The sequence below is a fragment of the Streptomyces sp. NPDC033845 genome, from assembly GCF_055576225.1.
This window is the reverse complement of the sequence record NZ_JBVIRI010000003.1, coordinates 487,745-508,973: the sequence shown is the minus strand read 5'-3', so window position 1 is coordinate 508,973 and position 21,229 is coordinate 487,745. Positions and strand designations below refer to the sequence as shown.

Here is a 21,229-nt window from a genome sequence, read left to right as displayed (position 1 = left end):
ATGTCGGGCCGGGTCAGGTGGGGTCGGGCGGCGCCTTCGGGGGCCGGCCGCGGCGGGCGATGGGGCCCGGGGCGGCCGGCAGCCGGCCGGCCTCCCCGAGGGCCCGCCGCAGCAGGAACTCGATCTGCGCGTTGGTGCTCCGCAGCTCCTCGGCCGCCCAGCGGGCGAGCGCGTCGTGCACCTGGGGGTCCAGCCGGAGCAGCACCTGCTTGCGGGCCTGCCGGGCCTGCCGGGCTGCCCGCCCGGCCTCCCCGTCGCCCGCCTCGGCGGCGTCCTGCCCGGAGGGGGTCACTGGTACAGCGTCCCGGTGTTGACGACGGGCTGCACGGCGCGGTCACCGCACAGCACCACCATCAGGTTGGACACCATGGCGGCCTTGCGCTCGGGGTCCAGGTCCACGACGTCCTCCTCGGCCAGTCGGTTCAGGGCCAGTTCGACCATGCCCACGGCGCCCTCGACGATCAGCTTGCGGGCCGCCACCACGGCGCCGGCCTGCTGCCGCTGGAGCATCGCGGAGGCGATCTCCGGGGCGTACGCGAGGTGGGTGAACCGGGACTCGATGATGTGCACCCCGGCCGCCTCCACCCGGACCCGGAGCTCCACGGCCAGCTTCTCGGTGATCTCCTCGGCGTTCCCGCGCAGCGACAGCCCGCCCTCGTCGTGGGAGTCGTAGGGGTACTCGATGGCGATGTGCCGGACCGCGGCCTCGGTCTGGGTCTCCACGAACTCGGTGTAGTCGTCCACCTCGAACACCGCCCGCGCGGTGTCCTCGACCTTCCAGACCACCACCGCGGCGAGCTCGATCGGGTTGCCGTAGGCGTCGTTGACCTTCAGCACGGCGGTCTCGTGGTTCCGGACCCGGGTCGAGATCTTCTCCCGGGAGGTCAGCGGGTTGACCCAGCGCAGTCCGTCGGTGCGGATGGTGCCCCGGTAGCGGCCGAACAGCTGGACCACCCGGGCCTCGCCCGGGGCCACCATGTTCAGCCCGCACATCATCAGCAGGGAGCCCATGCCGATCAGGATGCCCAGCACGATCAGGAGGGCCTTGAGGCCGGCTCCGGAGACCAGGGCCCCGCCGACCACCACGCCCGCGCCCGCCAGCAGTCCGAGCAGCCCGCCCAGCAGGGCCAGTCCGCCGCCGACGCTGTGCGCCGGGTACTCCCGTATCTGCGGGTCCGGGTCCAGTGGTGCGACCACGTCGTGGATCCGGTTCGCGGTGTCGGTCATCTTTCGCCCCGTTTCAGTCGGTCGAACTCTCTAGCAAAGTGATATCACTTTTTGGCGCCACCGCAACCCCAACCCCCCTTCGTGCGTCGGTTCCTCTGGAGTGGGTGCTGATTCTCACGTCCGGATTAGGCGGTATTGGTCGATATTCATCGATCTTTGTCCATTCCTGCGGTGTTAGTTTTCGGAGCTGACGTCGGGGGGAAATCGAGCGGAGCGGGAGCGATGGGCCGAGCAGAAGCGCGCAGAGCGCAGAAGCAGCGCGGAGCACGGCGCGCGCCGAAGGGCGGCGGACGGGCCGGAGCCCGGACGGGCCGGAAGACCGGCATACGCAGGTTCTTCACCTGGCGGAAGATCCTCGGCACGTTCTTCGGAGTGATCCTGGCCGGCATGGCCGCCCTCGTCGGGCTGTACTTCTACGTGGACGAGCCGGACCAGGCCAACGCCGACGCCCTCCTCCAGAGCAACGTCTACAACTACGCCGACGGCTCCCTGATGACCCGCACCGGCGAGAAGAACCGCGAGATCGTCACCCTCGACAGGATCCCCAAGGAAGTCCAGACGGCGTTCATCGCCATCGAGAACAAGTCCTTCTACAAGGACAAGGGCATCGACATCCTGGGCGTGGCCCGCGGCGCCTTCGTCACCCTCACCGGCCAGGGCAAGGCCGGCGGCTCCACCATCACCCAGCAGTACGTCAAGAACTACTACCTGAACCAGGACCAGACGGCGACCCGCAAGCTCAAGGAACTGGTGATCTCCCTCAAGGTCGACCGGCGGATGGAGAAGGACGACATCCTCGCCGGCTACCTCAACACCAGCTACTTCGGCCGCGGCGCCTACGGCATCCAGGCCGCCTCCAAGGCCTACTACGGGGTCGACGTCGAAAAGCTGAACCTGGCCCAGGGCGCCTATCTGGCCGCCCTCCTCCAGGCCCCCAGCCAGTACGACTGGGCCGTCGCCGGACCCCAGAGCAAGACGCGGGTCATGATCCGCTACAAGGGGGTCCTCTCCAACATGGTCGAGATGGGCGCCCTCGACCAGGCCACCGCCGGCGCCACCACGTTCCAGGAGCCCATCAAGCCCAAGCCGGCCCCCGGCACCGAGGGCCAGAAGGGCTATCTGCTCCAGGCCGCCGAAGCCGAACTCGCCGCGAACGGCGTCGACGAGGACGAGCTCAAGGCCGGCGGGTGGACCATCACCCTCAACATCGACCGCAAGAAGCAGGCCGCGCTGGAGCAGGCCGTCCAGGACGAGCTGGAGTCCAAGCTCGACCGCAAGAACACCTCCAAGGACCGCCCGGTCGACAAGTACGTCCAGGCCGGCGCCACCTCCGTGGACCCGAAGACCGGCCATATCGTCGCCATGTACGGCGGCACCGGACAGGCCGAGAAGTGGTCCAGCAACGCGCTGCGCACCGACTTCCAGCCAGGCTCCACCTTCAAGCCGGTCATCCTGGCCTCCGCCCTGGAGAACAAGGCCACCACCCAGGACGACAAGCTGATCACCCCCAACACCGTCTACGACGGCAAGAGCCGCCGGAAGGTGGTCGGGGCCAGCGAGCCGTTCTCCCCGCAGAACCAGGACAACCGCGACTTCGGCCGGATCACCGTCCAGGAGGCCACCAACTTCTCGGTGAACTCCGTGTACGCGCAGATGTTCGTGGACGCCCGCCCGCCCGTCGTCAAGCAGACGGCCCTCGCCCTCGGGATGAAGGACCGTCCCGGCTGGCCGGAGAACTCGCCCGCCCTCTCGCTCGGCACCATGAGCGCCAGCACGGTGGAGATGGCCGGGGTGTACGCCACCTTCGACCACCACGGCAAGAAGGTCACCCCCTCCATCGTGAAGGAGGCCAAGCACGCCACCCGCGCCTACAAGCCGGTGGAGAGCATCGGCGACCAGGCGATCAGCAGCCAGACCGCCGACACCGTCACCAAGGTGCTCACCGGAGTGGTCAAGGACGGCTCGGGCAAGACCGTGCGCAGCGGCTCCTACGAGGCCGCCGCCAAGACCGGTACCACCGAGAACAACAAGTCCGGCTGGTTCGCCGCCTACACCCCGGAACTGGTCACCGTGGTCGCCATCTTCGGTGAGGAGCCCGGCTCCGGCACCCAGATGAGCCTGACCGGCACCGCCGGCAAGGGCCGCGCGGGCGGTTCCAGCTTCCCCGCCGACATCTGGCGGGAGTACACCCTCGCCGCCCTGGAGGGCTCCCAGACCGGCGAGTTCGAGCTGGACGACGCCGAGATGGGCGAGAAGGAGGCACCGCCCTCGCGCAGCAACAGCCCCTCCGTGACACCCAGCAAGACCCCGGAGAACTCGCCCAGCACCCGCTCCTCGGCACCGGTCAGCCCGGATCCGGACCCGACGACCTCGAAGTCGCCGGACCCGACGAAGAGCAGCAGCGGCAAGCCCTCGAACTCGCCGTCCAAGAGCCCGTCGAAGACGCCGTCCAAGACCCCGGAGCCGCCGGACCCGGATCCGACGGACACGGCGGTCAAACCGCCGAAGCCATGAGCGAAGGGCCCGCCCGTACGCATCCGATGCGTACGGGCGGGCCCTTCTCTCCGCTCAGCGGCGCTCGCGCTCCGCCGGCAGCGACAGCTCGAACCAGACCACCTTGCCGCTGCTGAGCCTGGTCGCGCCCCAGCGGCGGGCCATCCGGTTCACCAGGAACAGCCCGCGGCCGCCCTCGTCGGTGTCCCGGGCGCGCCGCTGCCGGGGCAGCTGCGGGGAGTCGTCCCCGACCTCGCAGCGCAGCACGTCGGTCTTCAGCAGCCGCAGGGTCACCGGCCGCTCCGCGTACCGCACCGCGTTGGTCACCACCTCGCTCACCAGCAGCTCCAGCGAGTCGGTCAGCTCCTCCAGCCCCCAGCGGGACAGCGCCCGGCGGGCGAACCGGCGGGCCCGCCCGGGGGCCGTCTCCTCCGGGTCCAGGAACCAGTACGCCACGTCACTGGGCGCGATCCCGTCGAACCGGGCGGCCAGCAGCGCGATGTCGTCGTCCCGGTCGCCGGGGCCGAGCATGTCCAGGATGTCGTCGCAGAGGGCTTCCAGCGGCGGCGGATGGTCCAGCCCGGTCAGCTGGGCGGTGGCCGCCAGCCGCTCCCGGAGCTGCTCGATGCCCGTCCACACGTCCCGCAGCCGGCTCTCCACCAGGCCGTCGGTGTACAGCAGCAGGGTGGCCCCGGCCGGGGCGTCCAGCTCCACGGCCTCGAAGTCGACCCCGCCCACGCCGATCGGGGCGCCCGGCGGCACCCGCAGGACCTCCGCCCGGCCGCCGAGGTGCAGCAGCACCGGCGGCGGATGCCCGGCGTTGGCGATGGTGATCCGGTGCGAGACCGGGTCGTACACCGCGTACAGGCAGGTGGCCATCCGGTCCGAGCCCAGCCGCTGGGCCTGCTCGTCCAGATGGTGGAGCACCTCGCCCGGCGGCAGGTCGAGCTGGGCCAGGGTCTGGGCGGTGGTGCGCAGCTGCCCCATGATCGCGGCGGAGGTCATGGAGTGGCCCATGACGTCGCCGACGACCAGCGCCACCCGGCTGCCGGGCAGCGGTATGGCGTCGTACCAGTCGCCGCCGACCCGGGCCGTCTCGGCGGCCGGGAGGTAGCGGCTGGCGAGCCGGACCCCGGTGGGCTGCGGCAGCGAGTCGGGCAGCATGGTGCGCTGGAGCTCGTCGGCGATGTACGCCTCGCGGCCGTAGAGCACCGCCTTGTCGATGCCGAGCGCGGTGTGCGTGGCCAGCTGTGCCGCGACCAGCAGGTCGTTGGGCTCGAACGCGGGCCGCTCGGGGCTGCGCAGGAACACCGCCGCCCCGATGACCCGGCGGCGGCCGCGCAGCGGCGCGAGCACGGCCCGCTGGCCGCGCGGCAGCGGGTGTTCGGCGCCGAGCAGCTCGGGCAGGGCCTCCCGGGCGGCGGCGGAGGACCCGAAGACGGGCCGTACGCCGCGGAGCACCTCGGCGAGCGCCCCGCCGGGCCGGATCTCGCACAGCTCGTTGGCGGGCAGGTCCCCCTGCGGTCCGAGGAGCGGCAGCTGGCTGAAGTCGAGCTCGCCGGCGGCCCCCGCGGCCCCGGCGCCCTCGGCGCCCGCTCCCAGCTCCTCGATCGGCCGCAGCCGGTCGGTGCGGCGCAGCCTTAAGACCACGGGGCCGACCGGGCGTTCGTCGCCGACGGGCAGCGGATCGCGCAGATAGACGAGGATCGCGTCGGAGAAGGTGGGGACGGTGGCGCGGCAGAGGCCGAGGACGATCTCGTCCAGGTCGATGCCGCGGGCGATCCGGCGGGTGGCGGCGCCGACGAAGCGCAGCCGGTCGCCCTCCCGGCGGGCGGCGCCGGGATCGGGGGCGGCCGGGGTGCCGTGGCCGGGGGCGGCCGGTGTGCCGGTGCCCGGGAGTTCGAGGTCCATCGGGTCGGCGTCCGGGCCGGGGCCGGCCGAGCCCGAGCCGTTGGCGGCCCCGGGGCCAGTGCCGGTGCCGGTGCCGTTGGTCGTGCCCTGGCCGGTGCCGTTGGCGGTTCCTGCGCCGGGGCCTGCGCCGGGGCCGGCGGTGTCCGGGCCCGGGAGGGCCGGGCCGGGCGGGCCGGCGCCCGGGGGCACGGCCTGGCCGGGGCCGGCCGCGTTCCGGGCGGCGGCCGCGTCGCGGGCCCGCGCCTCGCCGTCGGTGGCGGCCGGTGCGGGTGCCTTGCCGTGGCCCGGGTCGATCTCGCCGCCGGCCGCCGCGGCCGCCCGTGCGGGCTCGGCGGGCAGGGCGGACTCGCTCCGCTGGGCGCCCACGGCGGGGCCGGGCGCTGCCTGACCCCGGGCACCCCGCCGCGCTCGCCGCGGTCCGGGTACGTCGGAGCCGCCCGCGGCGGCAGGCTGCGGGCCCTCGTGAGAGGTGGGGTACTCCGTCACGCGTGGAATTCCGTCCGTTTGCGCTCGATGTGCGCTGCACTCGACTCGGTCAGTCGCGGTTATACCCGCTCAGCGGCGCGGGCACCGTCGCCCCCGGGTACCGCATCCCGCTCGTTACCAAGTCCCGCGCACAGCATGACAATTACGCAGCCTTGCGGAGGACGATCCTACGTTTGCCCCCCGGGGGCGCATCAAGGGTCTCATGAGGACATGTGCGCCGGGGTGCGGTCCCAGCCCTCGGGCAGAACCGGAACCTCCCAGCTCGGATCGGGTCTCCAGTCCTGCCAGCGGGCCGAGAAGGGCGGTCCCCAGGCCTTGATGAGGTCCACCGCGTCCCGGCCGGCCGACAGGATTCCGGCCGCCTCCTCGGGGCCGATCAGCCCGGACCGCTGGGCCTGGGCGAACTCGTCCTCGTCCCGCCATTTCCAGCTGCGGTCCGGGTAGACGGAGATGTCGAGGAAGTGGTCCTCGGAGTCCAGCCCGCCGGCCCACCGCACCCGGGGGGTTTCGAGATTGACGTACCAGCTGCGGAATTCCCACCCGTCCCCCCAGAACAGCCAGACGGACCAGGGGTCCCGGGGGCGGGCCAGCTTCAGCACCCCGGCGCCGAACCAGCGGGAGCGCGCGGTGGTGCGGGGGGCGGTGTAGCGGGTGGCGAGCGGCTCCTCGTGGACGGAGCTGCCGTCGGCCATGACGGGCCTGACGCATTCGGTGCCGGGGGCCATCCACACGGCGAGCAGCTCGTCGGTGTCCTGGACCACCGTCACCGGCCGGCAGATGTGCACCTGGCCCTTCAGGCCGGGCGCGTGGTCGCGGTAGCGCCAGAGGACGTGCTCCCCGGGCGCCCAGTGCGTGCTCCTCGCGTCCCTCGTGCCCCGCGCGTCGGTACCTGTCATGCGCAGATCTTAGGGCTGGGTGCCCCGGATCGCTGCGGTGCAGGTCACGGAGTGTTCCGGTGCGGGGATTCGACCGAAACCCGGCCCTCGGGCCGGTCCGCTCAGGGGTGGGTCATGCCCAGCAGGTCAAGGGCCCGGTCGAGTTCCTCCACGGTCAGGTCTCCGCGCTCCACATAGCCGGACTCCAGCACCACCTCCCTGATGGTCTTGCGTTCCGCGAGCGACTTCTTGGCGACCTTGGCGGCCTCCTCGTAGCCGATGTAGCGGTTCAGCGGGGTCACCACGGAGGGGGAGGAGGCGGCGTACTCCCTGGCCCGGTCCTCGTCGGCGGTGATCCCGGCGACCGTGCGGTCCGCGAGCAGCCGGCTCGCGGAGGCCAGCAGCCGGATGGATTCGAGCAGGTTCCGGGCCATCACCGGGATCATCACGTTGAGTTCGAAGTTGCCGGCCGCGCCCGCCACGGCGACCGCGGCATCGTTCCCGGTGACCTGGGCGGCGACCATCAGCACGGCCTCGGGGATGACCGGGTTGACCTTTCCGGGCATGATCGACGACCCGGGCTGGAGATCCGGCAGACTGATTTCGGCCAATCCGGTGCGCGGTCCGGAGGCCATCCAGCGGAGGTCGTTGCAGATCTTGGTGAGGGAGACCGCGATGGTGCGGAGCATCCCCGAGGTCTCCACCAGCGCGTCCCGGGCGCCCTGGGCCTCGAAGTGGTCCCGGGCCTCGGTCAGCGGCAGTCCGGTGGCGGCCGCCACCTCGGCGATCACGGCGGCGGAGAACCCGGCCGGGGTGTTGATCCCGGTGCCCACGGCGGTTCCGCCCAGGGGCAGTTCGGCCAGCCGGGGGAGCGAGGAGCGGAGCCGCTCGACGCCGTACCGGACCTGGGCGGCGTAACCGCCGAACTCCTGGCCCAGGGTGACGGGCGTGGCGTCCATCAGATGGGTCCGGCCCGCCTTGACCACCTCGGCGAACTCGGCGGCCTTGGCCTCCAGCGCCCCGGCCAGGTGCTCCAGGGCCGGGATCAGCGCGCCGGTGACGGCGGCGGTGGCGGCGATGTGGACGGAGGAGGGGAACACGTCGTTGGAGCTCTGCGAGGCGTTGACGTGGTCGTTGGGGTGGACCGGGCGGCCCAGCCGCTCGGTGGCCAGGGTGGCGATCACCTCGTTGGCGTTCATGTTGGAGGAGGTCCCCGAGCCGGTCTGGAAGACGTCCACCGGGAAGTGCTCGTCCCAGCGGCCGGCGGCCACCTCGGCGGCGGCCCCCCGCACGGCCTCGCCGATCTCCGGATCGAGCACCCCGAGACGGACGTTGACCTTGGCGGCGGCCGCCTTGATCTCCGCGAGGGCGGCGATGTGGGCCCGTTCCAGCCGCAGTCCGGAGATGGGGAAGTTCTCCACCGCGCGCTGGGTCTGGGCCCGCCACTTGGCGTGCGCGGGGACCCGCACCTCGCCCATGGAGTCGTGCTCCACGCGGTGGTCGCCACCGGCGGTTCCGTCGTTCGTTCCGCCGGCCGTTCCGTCGTTCGTGTCCTGGGTCATCTCATCAGCCTCCTGAAAAAAGTGAGCAATTCTCTTGTTCGAACTGTTCCCAACTGCCCTACCCGTCAGTAAATACCGTGGGTAACACTGACTTCGGGGAGGCGTTCATGGCGCGCACCACACCCAGACTCAGATCTTCCTTCGCCGCACTCGCGGCGTTCGCGGCCGCCCTCGGGGGCGTCACCGCCATCACCCCCACGGCCCAGGCCGCCCCGGCCGCCACAGCCACCGCCGCCACCGCGGCCATCACCCCGCTCAGCCCGGAACTGGAGGCGATCCGGGCCGCCGAGGCCGTACGGATCTACGGGGACCCGGCGATCCGCCCGCAGGCCGAACGCCGGACCGGGCTCATCTCGCTCGGCGACAGCGAGATCTCCGGCGAGGGCGTGGGCACCTACGACCCGGCCACCAACACACCCGCCAACCAGTGCCACCGCTCCCCGGACGCGGCGATCCACCGCACCGGGATCCCGGCCGACCTCACCTTCAACGTGGCCTGCTCCGGCGGCTACACGGGCAACATCAGGATCGGCGGCAGCAAGCAGTACGCCGACGAACTCGTGCAGAGCGACAGCCTCGCCATCAAGGCCCGCAACACCAGGATCAAGATGGTGCTGCTGGTCGCCGGCGCCAACGACGACCTCCAGTTCGGGCCGGTGATGACGGACTGCGTCACCCGCTGGGTGCTCGCCCAGGGCACCTGCGAACCCAAGTACGCCCCCGGCTGGCAGGCCCGGGTCGACGGACTCCGGCCCAAGGTCGAGGCCACCGTCGCCGACCTGCGGACCGTGATGCGCGACGCCGGGTACGCCGACTCCGACTACAAGCTCGTCCTCATGGGCTACCCCAGCCCGATCGGCCCCGACTTCAACGACAACCCGGACTTCCCCGGCAAACTCCCCGGCGGCTGCGCCGGCTACGACTCCGACGCCACCTGGGGCCGCAACCAGGCCGTCCCCGCCTTCGAGAAGGGCATCCGCGCCGCGGCACTCGCCTCCGGAGCCGTCTACCTGGACAACTCCCGGCTCTTCCACGGCCACGAGGTGTGCATGGAGGACACCTGGGCCCGCGGACTCTACCTCGACCTCGGGGACCACTTCCCCTGGGACGAGAACACCGCCCGCCAGTCCTTCCACCCCAACAAGCGGGGCCACGCGGCCTTCGCCTCCTGCCTCACCCAGCTCTACTCCTCCGGTCTGCGCGAGGCCTCCTGCGCCGACCCCGGCTCCACCGGCACCCCGGTCCTCACCCCCGGGGCCTGGGACGACCTCTACCGGCCGCTCCGCGCCGAGGCCACCGGCAACTGCCTGGACGCCAAGGGATCGGGCAGCGCCAACGGCACCCCGGTCCTGGGCTGGGACTGCCACGGGGGCCGCAACCAGGGCTGGTGGTACGACACCACCCGGCAGTCCGTGCACGTCGAACTCACCCACGACCGCTGCCTGGACGTCCCCGGAGCCGACTACCGGGCCGGGACCGGCCTGATCCTCTGGAACTGCCACGGCGGCGCCAACCAGAAGTTCCTCCGGGACGGCGCCACCCTCCGGCCGGCCGCCGCCACCGGAATGTGCCTGACCGTGGCCGCCGCCAAGGACCCGCTCCGGCTGCAGCCCTGCAACGGCTCCGCCAACCAGCGCTTCGCGTAGGCCGTCCCCGTCCGACCGCCCCACCCGCCCACCCACCCACCGAAGCACCCGGCCGGCGCACCCCGGCCGGGCGCCGGCCCGGGCGGAGCTCAGCGACCCCGCGCGAGGAGCGCGTCCACCTGCTCCCGGACCTCGCGCGGCCGGTTGGTGATCAGCGTGTCCACCCCGAGCCGCAGGCACAGCTCCACGTCCGCCGGCTCGTCCACCGTCCACACCCGCACCCGCAGCCCCTTCGCCCGCAGCCGCCCCACCAGCCCGGGGTCACGCCGTACGAGCTCGATGCCCGGCCCCGCGTGCCCGGCGAACGGCGGCCGCACCGGCCGCAGCGGCAGCGGCCGCTCGATCAGGTACACCGACGGCAGACCGGGGGCCATCCGGTGCAGCCGGGTCAGCGCGCTCCGCGAGAAGCTCATCACCTCGACCAGCCCGCTCGCGCCGTCGGCCAGCCCGTACGCCCTCAGCACCCGCACCAGCTCGGCCTCCAGCCGGCCGCCCGCCCGGGTCGGGTGCTTGGTCTCCACGGCCAGCCCGACCGGCCGGCCCGCGCCCAGCGCCTCCTGCACCAGCTCCTCGAAGAGCAGCACCCGGGCGCCCCGGTGCGCGTCCCCCTTCCAGGCCCCGAAGTCCAGCGCGGCCAGCTGCCCGTAGGACAGCTCGGACACCACTCCGCGCCCGTCGGAGGTCCGCTCCACCCGCCGGTCGTGCACGCACACCAGCCGCCCGTCGGCACTCAGCCGCACATCGCACTCCAGGGCGTCGGCCCCGTCGGCGACGGCCTGCCGGTAGGCCGCGAGGGTGTGCTCGGGATGGGCGTACGAGGCGCCCCGATGGGCGATGACGCGCACCGGGGCGCGCGAGAACAGCTCGGTCATGCCCCGAAACTATCCGCATGCGCATCCCGCCCCGGTGCAGCATGCTGCACCGGTGGCCGAACACTTCATGACGATCCACTGCGAACCCTGCGCGTTCCACGCCTGGCAGACCGCCGAGAACGGCCGGCTGCGCTGGTACTCCGAATGGGAGTGCGACAGCTGCGGCTACGGCGCCGATCTCTGCGAACGGGACCACGGCCGCGGCCCCGCGCCGGGCGCGGTCCGCGCCGCGGTCGTCGCCCGGGAGGGGACCGTCCGGGTCCGTGTGGGCGGTCCGGACGGGGTCCCGCTCAAGGCCGTCCGCGAGATCCTGGAGCTGTCCTTCGCCGAACTGGAGGCGGTGCGGCGGAACGGCTACGAGGCCACCCCGGTGGAGGCCGCGCTCCTGGCGGAGCGGCGGCACGCCACCGGGGGCTGACGGTCAGGCCAGGCCGGGGCCGCGGACCGGGATGTGGGTGAAGGTGGGCTCGGGGGCCGGGTTCTGGAAGAAGTCGTTGCCCTTGTCGTCGACCACGATGAACGCCGGGAAGTCCTCGACCTCGATCTTCCAGACGGCCTCCATGCCGAGCTCCTCGTACTCGACGACCTCGACCTTCTTGATGCAGTCCTGTGCCAGCCGGGCCGCCGGGCCGCCGATCGAGCCGAGGTAGAACCCGCCGTGGGTGCCGCAGGCGTTGGTGACCTGGGCGGAGCGGTTGCCCTTGGCCAGCATCACCTTGGAGCCGCCGGCCGCCTGGAACTGCTCGACGTAGCTGTCCATCCGGCCGGCCGTGGTCGGGCCGAAGGAGCCCGAGGCGTAGCCCTCCGGGGTCTTCGCCGGGCCGGCGTAGTAGACCGGGTGGTCCTTCAGGTACTGCGGCATCTCCTCGCCCGCGTCCAGCCGCTCCTTGATCTTGGCGTGCGCGATGTCGCGCGCCACCACCAGCGGGCCGGTGAGCGAGAGCCGGGTCTTGACCGGGTGCTTGGTCAGGGTGGCGAGGATGTCCTCCATCGGCTGGTTCAGGTCGATCGAGACGACCTCCCCGCCGGACAGGTGGGAGTCCTCGGTCTCCGGCAGGAACCGCGCCGGGTCCCGCTCCAGCTGCTCCAGGAACACGCCCTCCGCGGTGATCTTCGCGGTGGCCTGGCGGTCCGCGGAGCAGGACACCGCGATGGCCACCGGCAGCGAGGCGCCGTGCCGGGGCAGCCGCACCACGCGCACGTCGTGGCAGAAGTACTTGCCGCCGAACTGGGCGCCGATGCCGATCTTCTGGGTGAGTTCGAAGACCTGCTGCTCCAGGTCCAGGTCCCGGAAGCCGTGGCCCAGCGCGGAGCCCTCGGTGGGGAGCTCGTCGAGGTAGTGCGCGGAGGCGTACTTGGCGGTCTTCAGCGCGTGCTCGGCGGAGGTGCCGCCGACCACGATCGCCAGGTGGTAGGGCGGGCAGGCCGCGGTGCCCAGCGAGCGGATCTTCTCCTCCAGGAACTTCATCATGGACGCCTCGTTGAGGACGGCCTTGGTCTCCTGGTAGAGGAAGGACTTGTTGGCGGAGCCGCCGCCCTTGGCCATGAAGAGGAACTTGTAGGCGCCGCCGTCGGTCGCGTACAGCTCGATCTGCGCGGGCAGGTTGGAGCCGGTGTTCTTCTCGTCCCACATGGTCAGCGGGGCCATCTGCGAGTAGCGCAGGTTCAGCCGGGTGTAGGCGTCGTAGATGCCCCGGGACAGGGCCTCCTCGTCACCGCCCTCGGTCAGCACGTTCTGGCCGCGCTTGCCCATCACGATCGCGGTGCCGGTGTCCTGGCACATCGGCAGCACGCCGGCCGCCGCGATGTTCGCGTTCTTGAGGAGGTCGAGGGCGACGAACTTGTCGTTCGCGGAGGCCTCGGGGTCGTCGATGATCCGGCGCAGCTGGGCCAGGTGGGCCGGGCGCAGGTAGTGCTGGATGTCGTGGATCGCCTCTTCGGCGAGCTTGCGCAGCGCCTCCGGCTCCACCTTGAGGAAGGTCCGGCCGTCCGCCTCGAACGTGGAGACGCCCTCGGACGTCACCAGTCGGTAGGGAGTCTGGTCCGCTCCCAGGGGGAGCAGGTCGGTGTACGCGAACTCCGGCATCGTGTGGCCAATCCTCACTCGGCAGACAGCGCTGACGACCTATTGGCAGCGCAGTCCACAAGCGTAGGTCCTCGGCCCGGGCGGTTGTCTGTGAGGTAAGGCTCACCGGCGGCCCGCGATGCGCTATCGCGATCTATCGTGTTTGGCTATGCTGGCCGGGTGGACTTGGAAAAGCACCCCGCCGCCCCTGCCGCCCCCGCCGAACTGCGCGCCTCGGACGCCGACCGGGACCGGATCGCCGGGATCCTCGGCGACGCCCTCGCGGAGGGCAGGCTCACCACCGAGGAGCACTCCGAGCGGCTGGACTCGCTGTACGCGGTGAAGACCGTCGGCGAGCTCGCCGCCCTGGTGCGGGACCTGCCCGCGGCCCCGGCCCCGGTGAACGGGCCCGCCGCGCTGTCCGCCCCGCCCGGCGCGTACACCGAGAACGTGGTCGCGGTGTGCAGCAGCTCGGCCCGCCGGGGCCGCTGGCGGCCCGGCTCCCGCACCCGCGCGGTGGCCGTGATGGGCGATGTCACCATCGACCTCACCGAGGCCGTCTTCGAGCAGCAGCTGACCGAGATCAACGTGACCTGCGTGATGGGGAACGTGGAGATCCTGGTGCCGGAGAACGTCACGCTGCGCGGGTTCGGCAACGGTTTCCTCGGCAGCTTCGAGGTCCGCGGCGAGTCCCGGGGGCAGACCGATCCGCAGGCCCCGGTGGTCGTGGTGCGGGGGGTCGCGCTGCTCGGCAGCATCGAGGCGCACCCCCGCCGCGGGGCCCGGCTGGTCGACCTCGCCGAGCGCGAGCGCCGGCGTCCGAAGGCCCCGGAATAGCGGTCTCCGGAAGGCCCGCGGGGCCGGTCGGGATCCGGCCACTCCGCCGCACGGGGCGCATACGGGCGCGTACGGCGGGTAGGGACAGGTGCATCGTCTCTCGGCTCGTGATTACGTCGTCAGGAGTAGACCGTGCAGCATCCGCCGCATCAGTCCCTGCAGGTGGCCGCCATGGCTGTGCCGAAGCCGCGGGTGCCGTCGAGGGAAGAGGACGGCCCATGGCACGCGGACGCGGTGTGCCGCCGGGACGAGGCGGGGCTCTTCTTCGCGCCGTCCAAGGAGCCGACCGCGGCCCGGCTGTCCCGCGAGGAGGCCGCCAAGCGGGTCTGTGCCCGCTGCCCCGTGATGGTGGCCTGCCGGGAGCACGCGCTGCTGCAGCCCGAGCCGTACGGGGTCTGGGGCGGGCTCACGGCCGCCGAGCGCCGGGTGGTGCTGGCGCGGATGCGCCGCCGGGCGGGCGAGCTGCGGCAGGGGCCCGGCGCCGGCACGGTCGCCGCCGCGGGCTGAACCGGCCGCGCGCCGCCGCGGGCTGAACCGGCCGCGCGTCGTCAGGACACACGGGCACCCGCAGGACACACGGAAGGGCGGTCCCGCCGCACAACGGGACCGCCCTTCGTGTCGTCTGCCGCCGGCCCGGCTACTTCGCCCGGTCGAAGTCGATGGCGCTGTAGGCGCGCAGCTTCGACAGGCGGTGGGTGGAGTCGATCTGGCGGATCGTGCCCGACTTGGAGCGCATCACCAGGGACGAGGTGGAGGCGGTCTCCGAGCGGTAGTGCACCCCGCGCAGCAGCTCGCCGTCGGTGATGCCGGTGGCCACGAAGAAGACGTTCTCGCCGGACACCAGGTCGCCGGTGGTCAGCACCCGGTCCAGGTCGTGGCCCGCGTCGATGGCCTTCTGGCGCTCGGCGTCGTCCTTCGGCCACAGCTTGCCCTGGATGACACCGCCCAGGCACTTGATGGCACAGGCCGAGATGATGCCCTCGGGGGTGCCGCCGATACCGAGCAGCAGGTCCACGCCGGTGTTCTCGCGGACCGCCATGATGGAGCCGGCGACATCGCCGTCGGAGATGAACTTGATGCGCGCGCCGGTCTCCCGGATCTCCTTGACGATGCCCTCGTGACGGGGGCGGTCCAGGATGACGACGGTGACGTCCTCGGCGTGCATGCCCTTGGCCTTGGCGACCCGGCGGATGTTCACCGAGACGGGGGCGTTGATGTCGACGAAGTCGGCGGCCTCCGGTCCGGTGACCAGCTTGTCCATGTAGAACACGGCGGACGGGTCGAACATGGTGCCGCGGTCGGCGGCGGCCAGCACGGCGATGGCGTTCGGCATGCCCTTGGCGTTCAGGGTGGTGCCGTCGATCGGGTCGACCGCGATGTCCACCTCGGCGCCGGTGCCGTCGCCGACCCGTTCGCCGTTGAAGAGCATCGGTGCTTCGTCCTTCTCGCCCTCGCCGATGACGACGACGCCGTTCATCGAGACGGTGGAGATCAGGGTCCGCATCGCGTTGACCGCGGCGCCGTCGGCGCCGATCTTGTCGCCGCGCCCGACCCAGCGGCCGGCGGCCATGGCGGCGGCCTCGGTCACCCGGACGAGTTCCAGGGCGAGATTGCGGTCGGGGGCCTCCGGGGAGACCTCCAGTTGGGGCGGCAGGTTGTGCTCGGTCATCGGAGCGCACCTTTCTGTACGACGACGGCCGGAAGGTGAGGGTGCTGGAACTCTATCGGTACGTCGACATATTGAGCAGAGGGGGTCACGTATGAGCGGCATATCGGACACCCGTTTGTCCGGATGGACGTCCGGGGCGGACCCCTGTCCTTGATCGCCCGGGGCGTACGGGACGATAGGGGGCGTGGCAGGTATGAAAGGCAAGCAGACGATCCGTGACATGGTCCGGTCGCTGGCGGTGATCGGCCTGGTGGTCGGCGGGATCTACATCTTCATCCCGCACGACGAGAAGGCCGACCCGACCCGGGTGGTCGACTACCGCGTCGAGACCATCACCGCGCGGCGGGCCGCGCCCTACCCGCTGGCGGCCCCGGTGGGCCTGCCGCAGGAGTGGCGGGCGACCTCGGTGACGTACGAGCGGAAGAACTCCGACGCCTGGCACCTGGGCTTCCTCGACCCGGAGGACCAGTACGTCTCGCTGGAGCAGTCCAGCGACACCTCCGAGAAGTACCTCGCGAAGGTGACCCAGAAGGCCGCCGCGACCGGGCAGACCCAGCAGGTCGGCGATCTGGCCTGGGAGCGCTGGGAGGGTCCCAAGTACGACGCCCTGGTCCGCCAGGAGCAGGGGCACGTGACGGTGGTGACCGGCACGGCCTCCTTCGAGCAGCTGGGCAGGATGGCGGCGGCGCTGGAGTTCAAGAAGGACTGACGCGCACGAAGAAGGCCGCCCCAGGGGAACCGGGGCGGCCTTCTTCGTGTGCGCGGGGTGGCTCAGACGGTCGTGATGACCTGGTCGAGCTCCAGGCGCGGGGAGCGCGGGAACCAGGCGTTCTCGCCCGGCTTGCCGATGTTGATGACCATCAGCGGGGTGTGGTCGGCGTCCAGGAACTCCTTCTGCACGCCACCGAAGTCCAGGCCGGTCATCGGGCCGGCGGCCAGGCCGGCGGCGCGGACGCCGATGATGAAGTACGCGGCCTGCAGCGCGGCGTTCAGCACGGCGGACTGCTCGCGGACCGGGCGCTCGCTGAAGAACGCGTCCTTGGCCTGCGGGAAGTGGGGGAGCAGCTGGGGGAGCTCCTCGTGGAACTCGTTGTCCGCGGAGAGGATCGCGACCAGCGGGGCGGCGGCGGTCTTCGCCTGGTTGCCCTCGGCCATGTGCTTCACCAGGCGCTCGCGGGCCTCGGGGGAACGGACCAGGGTGATGCGCAGCGGGGTCTGGTTGAAGGCGGTGGGGCCGTACTTGACCAGGTCGTAGATGGCCTGGACCTGCTCCTCGGTCACCGGCTCGTCGGTGAACGAGTTGGCGGTGCGGGCCTCGCGGAACAGCAGGTCCTGGGCGGCGGCGTCGAGAACGAGGGACATCGGAAAGCCTCTTCCATCATGCGGTGGTCAAGCGATGTCACCGACTCTATGGCGAGATAGATGAAATTTCAACTAATTTCCCGGGACTGTGTCAGGTCTCACTCCACGACCCTCACCCCCCGGGGCCTCATCCCCGGGGTCTCACTCCCCGTCCCCGCCCTCGCCCTCGCGGGCCGCCAGGGCCGAGTCGAGCCGGGCCCGGGCCCCCTCCAGCCAGTGCCGGCAGATCCCGGCCAGCTCCTCGCCGCGCTCCCAGAGCGCGAGGGAGTCCTCCAGGGAGGTGCCGCCGGCCTCCAGCTTGCGGACGACCTCGATCAGCTCGTCCCGGGCCTGCTCGTAACCGAGCGCGCTCCGGGGCTCCAGCGATTCCAGCGTCGAGTCCGGCTCGGCCATTCCTGCCACCTTATATGTATTACGCATCGGAATTATTGCGGAAGTATGTCGTCACTTGAGCGGCTGCTCGGCAGCCCGCCCCTCCACCCGGACCGTCAGCTCCCCCTCCGCCACCCGCGCCCGCAGCAGCTCGCCCTCCGGTGCCTCGGCCGGGGACCGCACCACATGCCCGTCCGCCCGCTGCAACACCGCGTAACCCCGCTCCAGGGTGGCCGCCGGGGACAGCGCCACCACCCGGGCCAGGGTGTGCCCCAGCTCCGACTCGGCCCGGTCCAGCAGATGCCCCAGCGTCCGCCGGCTGCGCCCCAGCAGCGCCTCCACCTCGGCCTCCCGGGTCTCCACCATCCGCTGCGGATGCACGAACACCGGCCGCGCCAGCGCGTGCGCCAGCCCCCGCTCCTCCCGGTCCAACAGCCCCCGTACGGCCCGCAGCCCGCGGTCGCGCAGCTGCCCGACCCGCGCCAGCTCCTCGCCGACGTCCGGCACCACCTTCTTGGCCGCGTCGGTGGGGGTGGAGGCCCGCAGGTCCGCGACCAGGTCCAGCAGCGGGGAGTCCGGCTCGTGCCCGATCGCCGAGACCACCGGGGTCCGGGCCTCCGCCACCGTCCGCACCACCAGCTCGTCGGAGAACGGCAGCAGGTCCTCCACACTGCCCCCGCCCCGCGCCACGATGATCACATCCACCTCGTCCAGCGCGTCCAGCTCCTGCACCGCCCGCACCACCTGGGGCACCGCGTGCACCCCCTGCACGGCCACGTTCCGGACCTCGAAGCGGACCGCGGGCCAGCGCCGCCGGGCGTTCTCCAGCACGTCCCGCTCCGCCGCCGAGGCCCGCCCCACCACCAGCCCGACCAGCTGGGGCAGGAACGGCAGCGGCTTCTTCCGGTCCAGCGCGAACAGCCCCTCGGCGGCCAGCGACCGCTTCAGCCGCTCCAGCCGCGCCAACAGCTCCCCGATGCCCACCGGCCGTATCTCGGTGGCCCGCAGGGACAGCTGGCCGCGCGGGGCGTACCACTCCGGCTTCGCCAGCACCACCACCCGGGCGCCCTCCGCCACCGCCTCCCCGGCGTCCTCGAACACCTGGCGGTAGCAGGTCACGCTCAGCGAGATGTCGTGCGAGGGATCGCGCAGGGTCAGGAACACCACCCCGGCCCCGGGCCGCCGGGACAGCTGGGTGATCTGCCCCTCCACCCACACCCGGCCGAGCCGCTCGACCCAGCCCCCGATGAGCCGGGACACCTGGCCTACGGGCAGCGGCGCCTCGGCCGACGTATTCAGACCCATGCCAGGCAGGCTAACCGGCCCCGCCGACAGCGTCCCCGGGTTCCCCTCCCGGCGGACCGGCGCGTCGGCGCCCGCGCTGCGCGAACAGCACCAGCAGCCCCGCCGCCAGCCACACCGCCCCGACCAGCTGCGCCGCCGGCGAGGCCTCGACGATCACCGCCACCGTCACCAGCCCGCCCAGCACCGGCAGCACCAGGTGCTTCCACCAGTTCGGCGCACCCTCCCGCCGCTTGACCACGAACCAGCCCACCACCGAGGCGTGCAGCAGGGTGAACGCCACCAGCGCGCCCACGTCCACCACCGAGACCAGATGGTCCAGCCCGTCGTCCCGCCGGGCCGCCCACACCGCCGCCACCAGGGTGACCACGGCCGCGACCAGCAGCGCCGCCCGCGGAGTGCCCCCCGAGGTGCGGGCCAGCGGCCGCGGCAGCCGACCCTCCCGGGCCATCGCGAACAGCAGCCGGCCGGCCGCCGCCTGACCGGCCAGCGCCGCGAAGGCCGCCCCGATGGCCTTGCTGACCGCCACCAGGTCGTGCAGCCAGAACCCGACCGAGTGCTCCACCGCGTCGTAGAAGGCCGGCCCCTGCGCCCCCGGGTCCGCCGCCAGCTCCGCCGAGGACAGCGGGGACAGCAGCGCCGCCAGATAGGTCTGCGCGACGAACAGCACCCCGGTCAGCCCCAGACAGAACAGCACCGCCCGGGCCACCCGCCGCGACCCCCCGGTCACCTCCTCGGCGAAGGAGGCGATGGCGTCGAAACCGAGGTACGACAGCACCGCCACCGACACCGCGCCCAGTACCGCCGACAGACTGAACCCCAGCGAGCCGTCCCCGGTCAGCGGGGAGAGCCAGCCGCGCTGCGCCCCGTCCCGGACCAGCACCGTCACCGCGGACACCAGGAACACCAGCAGCACCAGGATCTCCATGGCCAGCACCGCGAACCCGACCCGGGCGGCGGCCCGTACGCCCCAAAGGTTCAGCGCCGTGGTGACCACCACGGCCAGCGCCGTCCACACCCACCGGGACACCTCCGGGACCAGCGCGTTCATCGCGATCCCGGAGAACAGGTAGGCCACCGCCGGGATCAGCAGGTAGTCCAGCATCGCCATCCAGCCCGCGATCAGCCCCGGCCCCTCGCCCAGGCCCTTGCGGGCGTACGTGAACACCGAACCGGCCTGCGGGGCCACCCGCACCATCTGCGCGTAGCTGAAGGCGGTGAAGGCCATGGCCACCGTCGCGCACAGGTAGACCAGCGCCACCGCGCCGTGGGACTTCGCGTCCAGGGTGCCGAAGATGCCCACCGGGGCCATCGGGGCGATGAACAGCAGTCCGTAGACGACCAGGTCCCGGAAGCCCAGGTCCCGCCGCAGCTTCCCGCCCACGGCCGCGCCCCGGGTCCCGTCCGGCGGTTCCCGGTCCGCCGACGGCGTCCTGACCTGGGGCATCGCATCCTCCGGGCGACGAGGGGAACAGGGGTCCGCCCCAGTCTCTGTCGCCGGACCGATCTTCGCCCTCCGCGACGCGGCCGTACGATGGTCCGTATGACTTCTGCCGCTCCCCGTCGCCGTGTCCTGCTCGCCGCGCCCCGTGGCTACTGCGCGGGTGTGGACCGCGCCGTGATCGCCGTGGAAAAGGCCCTGGAGCAGTACGGCGCGCCGGTCTACGTCCGGCACGAGATCGTCCACAACAAGTACGTGGTGCAGACCCTGGAGAAGAAGGGCGCCATCTTCGTCGAGCGGACGGAGGAGGTCCCCGAGGGGAACATCGTGATGTTCTCCGCGCACGGGGTCGCCCCGGTGGTCCACGAGGAGGCCGCCCGCGGCAACCTCGCCACCATCGACGCCACCTGCCCGCTGGTCACCAAGGTCCACAAGGAAGCCGTCCGCTACGCCAACGAGGACTTCGACATCCTCCTCATCGGCCACGAGGGCCACGAGGAGGTCATCGGCACCTCCGGCGAGGCCCCCGACCACATCACCATCGTCGACGGCCCCGCCGACGTGGAGAAGGTCACCGTCCGCGACGAGTCCAAGGTCGTCTGGCTGTCCCAGACCACCCTCTCGGTGGACGAGACCATGGAGACGGTCGACGCCCTGAAGACCAAGTTCCCGCTGCTGGTCTCCCCGCCCAGCGACGACATCTGCTACGCCACCTCCAACCGGCAGGCCGCGGTCAAGGCCATGGGCGCCGACGCCGACCTGGTCATCGTGGTCGGCTCCAAGAACTCCTCGAACTCCATCCGGCTGGTCGAGGTCGCCCTGGACGCCGGCGCCCGCGCCGCCCACCTCGTCGACTTCGCCGGCGAGATCGACGAGGCCTGGCTGGAGGGCGTGGCCACGGTCGGCCTCACCTCGGGTGCCTCGGTCCCCGAGGTCCTCGTCGAAGAGGTCCTGGCCTGGCTGGCCGAGCGCGGCTACGAGGACGTCGAGCTGGTGAAGACGGCCGAGGAGCACATCGTGTTCTCCCTGCCGAAGGAACTCCGCCGCGACCTGCGCGCCGAGGCCGCGGAACTGGTCGCAGACAAGTAGCGCCTTTCGTACCGTATGTC

Annotated in this window: 19 protein-coding genes; 7 read left to right on the top strand and 12 right to left on the bottom strand. The window is 72.0% G+C overall.

The genetic code is table 11. The features are described from left to right. Positions 1-13: 13 nt before the first annotated feature. Both ACZ50K_RS09355 and ACZ50K_RS09350 read right to left on the bottom strand, forming a co-directional pair. Positions 14-292 carry a type II toxin-antitoxin system antitoxin gene (locus ACZ50K_RS09355; protein WP_468899590.1) on the bottom strand — a complete coding sequence of 93 codons (279 nt, stop codon included), beginning with the start codon at positions 290-292 and terminating at the stop codon, positions 14-16. Next, entirely contained in the window at positions 289-1,227 is a 939-nt protein-coding gene (locus ACZ50K_RS09350) for an SPFH domain-containing protein (RefSeq protein ID WP_468899588.1), read from the bottom strand. The genes ACZ50K_RS09355 and ACZ50K_RS09350 overlap by 4 nt, the downstream gene beginning before the upstream one ends. A gap of 222 nt (positions 1,228-1,449) precedes the next feature. Here ACZ50K_RS09350 and ACZ50K_RS09345 point away from each other — a divergent pair, with 222 nt between their 5' ends. Next, positions 1,450-3,741 carry a transglycosylase domain-containing protein gene (locus tag ACZ50K_RS09345; protein WP_468899585.1) on the top strand — a complete coding sequence of 764 codons (2,292 nt, stop codon included), beginning with the start codon at positions 1,450-1,452 and terminating at the stop codon, positions 3,739-3,741. Positions 3,742-3,795: 54 nt separating this feature from the next. On the opposite strand, the gene ACZ50K_RS09340 is transcribed toward ACZ50K_RS09345, so the two are convergent. The 3 genes from ACZ50K_RS09340 to ACZ50K_RS09330 form a co-directional block, all read right to left on the bottom strand. Further along, the gene (locus tag ACZ50K_RS09340; protein WP_468899583.1) at positions 3,796-6,117 is read right to left on the bottom strand and encodes a SpoIIE family protein phosphatase; all 2,322 of its coding nucleotides are present in this window, start codon (positions 6,115-6,117) and stop codon (positions 3,796-3,798) included. Between the two features lie 200 nt (positions 6,118-6,317). Continuing rightward, entirely contained in the window at positions 6,318-7,013 is a 696-nt protein-coding gene (gene fomD, locus ACZ50K_RS09335; protein ID WP_468899581.1) for a cytidylyl-2-hydroxypropylphosphonate hydrolase, read from the bottom strand. Between the two features lie 101 nt (positions 7,014-7,114). Continuing rightward, positions 7,115-8,554 (bottom strand): class II fumarate hydratase, encoded by a 1,440-nt coding sequence (locus tag ACZ50K_RS09330; protein WP_468899579.1) that lies wholly within the window; start codon positions 8,552-8,554, stop codon positions 7,115-7,117. Positions 8,555-8,661: 107 nt separating this feature from the next. Here ACZ50K_RS09330 and ACZ50K_RS09325 point away from each other — a divergent pair, with 107 nt between their 5' ends. Beyond that, positions 8,662-10,200, top strand: a complete 1,539-nt coding sequence (locus tag ACZ50K_RS09325; RefSeq protein ID WP_468899576.1) for a ricin-type beta-trefoil lectin domain protein — start codon at positions 8,662-8,664, stop codon at positions 10,198-10,200. A gap of 89 nt (positions 10,201-10,289) precedes the next feature. Here ACZ50K_RS09325 and ACZ50K_RS09320 read toward each other — a convergent pair whose 3' ends face one another. Continuing rightward, a complete protein-coding gene (locus ACZ50K_RS09320; protein ID WP_468899573.1) occupies positions 10,290-11,072 on the bottom strand; it encodes a glycerophosphodiester phosphodiesterase in 783 nt (260 codons plus the stop codon). A 52-nt stretch (positions 11,073-11,124) separates the two neighbouring features. Here ACZ50K_RS09320 and ACZ50K_RS09315 point away from each other — a divergent pair, with 52 nt between their 5' ends. Further along, the gene (locus tag ACZ50K_RS09315) at positions 11,125-11,490 is read left to right on the top strand and encodes a hypothetical protein (protein ID WP_468899570.1); all 366 of its coding nucleotides are present in this window, start codon (positions 11,125-11,127) and stop codon (positions 11,488-11,490) included. Positions 11,491-11,493: 3 nt separating this feature from the next. Here the strand turns inward: ACZ50K_RS09315 and ACZ50K_RS09310 are convergent, their stop codons facing one another. Then, positions 11,494-13,158 (bottom strand): fumarate hydratase, encoded by a 1,665-nt coding sequence (locus tag ACZ50K_RS09310; protein ID WP_468899567.1) that lies wholly within the window; start codon positions 13,156-13,158, stop codon positions 11,494-11,496. A gap of 159 nt (positions 13,159-13,317) precedes the next feature. Here ACZ50K_RS09310 and ACZ50K_RS09305 point away from each other — a divergent pair, with 159 nt between their 5' ends. Continuing rightward, positions 13,318-13,974 carry a DUF1707 SHOCT-like domain-containing protein gene (locus tag ACZ50K_RS09305; RefSeq protein WP_468899564.1) on the top strand — a complete coding sequence of 219 codons (657 nt, stop codon included), beginning with the start codon at positions 13,318-13,320 and terminating at the stop codon, positions 13,972-13,974. A 132-nt stretch (positions 13,975-14,106) separates the two neighbouring features. Continuing rightward, complete coding sequence (locus ACZ50K_RS09300; RefSeq protein WP_468899562.1) at positions 14,107-14,481, top strand: WhiB family transcriptional regulator; 375 nt, start codon at positions 14,107-14,109, stop codon at positions 14,479-14,481. A 130-nt stretch (positions 14,482-14,611) separates the two neighbouring features. On the opposite strand, the gene glpX is transcribed toward ACZ50K_RS09300, so the two are convergent. Further along, positions 14,612-15,643, bottom strand: a complete 1,032-nt coding sequence (glpX, locus tag ACZ50K_RS09295; protein ID WP_468899559.1) for a class II fructose-bisphosphatase — start codon at positions 15,641-15,643, stop codon at positions 14,612-14,614. Positions 15,644-15,836: 193 nt separating this feature from the next. Between glpX and ACZ50K_RS09290 the strand changes: the two genes are divergently transcribed. After that, positions 15,837-16,352, top strand: coding sequence for a DUF4245 domain-containing protein (locus ACZ50K_RS09290; RefSeq protein ID WP_468899920.1), 516 nt, complete (start codon positions 15,837-15,839; stop codon positions 16,350-16,352). A gap of 62 nt (positions 16,353-16,414) precedes the next feature. On the opposite strand, the gene ACZ50K_RS09285 is transcribed toward ACZ50K_RS09290, so the two are convergent. The 4 genes from ACZ50K_RS09285 to ACZ50K_RS09270 all read right to left on the bottom strand — a co-directional run bounded on the left by ACZ50K_RS09285 (position 16,415) and on the right by ACZ50K_RS09270 (position 20,126). Next, positions 16,415-17,005 (bottom strand): malonic semialdehyde reductase, encoded by a 591-nt coding sequence (locus ACZ50K_RS09285; protein WP_468899557.1) that lies wholly within the window; start codon positions 17,003-17,005, stop codon positions 16,415-16,417. A 141-nt stretch (positions 17,006-17,146) separates the two neighbouring features. Further along, positions 17,147-17,398, bottom strand: coding sequence for an exodeoxyribonuclease VII small subunit (locus tag ACZ50K_RS09280; protein ID WP_468899556.1), 252 nt, complete (start codon positions 17,396-17,398; stop codon positions 17,147-17,149). A gap of 51 nt (positions 17,399-17,449) precedes the next feature. Continuing rightward, positions 17,450-18,682, bottom strand: coding sequence for an exodeoxyribonuclease VII large subunit (gene xseA / locus ACZ50K_RS09275; RefSeq protein WP_468899553.1), 1,233 nt, complete (start codon positions 18,680-18,682; stop codon positions 17,450-17,452). A 10-nt stretch (positions 18,683-18,692) separates the two neighbouring features. Further along, positions 18,693-20,126 carry an APC family permease gene (locus ACZ50K_RS09270; RefSeq protein ID WP_468899550.1) on the bottom strand — a complete coding sequence of 478 codons (1,434 nt, stop codon included), beginning with the start codon at positions 20,124-20,126 and terminating at the stop codon, positions 18,693-18,695. An 87-nt stretch (positions 20,127-20,213) separates the two neighbouring features. On the opposite strand from ACZ50K_RS09270, the gene ACZ50K_RS09265 reads away from it, so the two are divergent. Further along, the gene (locus ACZ50K_RS09265; RefSeq protein WP_468899548.1) at positions 20,214-21,209 is read left to right on the top strand and encodes a 4-hydroxy-3-methylbut-2-enyl diphosphate reductase; all 996 of its coding nucleotides are present in this window, start codon (positions 20,214-20,216) and stop codon (positions 21,207-21,209) included. The last annotated feature ends 20 nt before the right edge of the window (positions 21,210-21,229 follow it).

Excerpts from the sequence above, each read along its gene's own strand:
- ACZ50K_RS09350 (WP_468899588.1), bottom strand. The coding sequence starts at position 1,227 with ATGACCGACACCGCGAACCGGATCCACGACGTGGTCGCACCACTGGAC.
- ACZ50K_RS09345 (WP_468899585.1), top strand. The coding sequence starts at position 1,450 with ATGGGCCGAGCAGAAGCGCGCAGAGCGCAGAAGCAGCGCGGAGCACGG.
- fomD (WP_468899581.1), bottom strand. The coding sequence starts at position 7,013 with ATGACAGGTACCGACGCGCGGGGCACGAGGGACGCGAGGAGCACGCAC.
- ACZ50K_RS09330 (WP_468899579.1), bottom strand. The coding sequence starts at position 8,554 with ATGACCCAGGACACGAACGACGGAACGGCCGGCGGAACGAACGACGGA.
- ACZ50K_RS09325 (WP_468899576.1), top strand. The coding sequence starts at position 8,662 with ATGGCGCGCACCACACCCAGACTCAGATCTTCCTTCGCCGCACTCGCG.
- ACZ50K_RS09320 (WP_468899573.1), bottom strand. The coding sequence starts at position 11,072 with ATGACCGAGCTGTTCTCGCGCGCCCCGGTGCGCGTCATCGCCCATCGG.
- ACZ50K_RS09310 (WP_468899567.1), bottom strand. The coding sequence starts at position 13,158 with ATGCCGGAGTTCGCGTACACCGACCTGCTCCCCCTGGGAGCGGACCAG.
- glpX (WP_468899559.1), bottom strand. The coding sequence starts at position 15,643 with ATGACCGAGCACAACCTGCCGCCCCAACTGGAGGTCTCCCCGGAGGCC.
- ACZ50K_RS09290 (WP_468899920.1), top strand. The coding sequence starts at position 15,837 with ATGAAAGGCAAGCAGACGATCCGTGACATGGTCCGGTCGCTGGCGGTG.
- ACZ50K_RS09285 (WP_468899557.1), bottom strand. The coding sequence starts at position 17,005 with ATGTCCCTCGTTCTCGACGCCGCCGCCCAGGACCTGCTGTTCCGCGAG.
- ACZ50K_RS09280 (WP_468899556.1), bottom strand. The coding sequence starts at position 17,398 with ATGGCCGAGCCGGACTCGACGCTGGAATCGCTGGAGCCCCGGAGCGCG.
- xseA (WP_468899553.1), bottom strand. The coding sequence starts at position 18,682 with ATGGGTCTGAATACGTCGGCCGAGGCGCCGCTGCCCGTAGGCCAGGTG.
- ACZ50K_RS09270 (WP_468899550.1), bottom strand. The coding sequence starts at position 20,126 with ATGCCCCAGGTCAGGACGCCGTCGGCGGACCGGGAACCGCCGGACGGG.
- ACZ50K_RS09265 (WP_468899548.1), top strand. The coding sequence starts at position 20,214 with ATGGTCCGTATGACTTCTGCCGCTCCCCGTCGCCGTGTCCTGCTCGCC.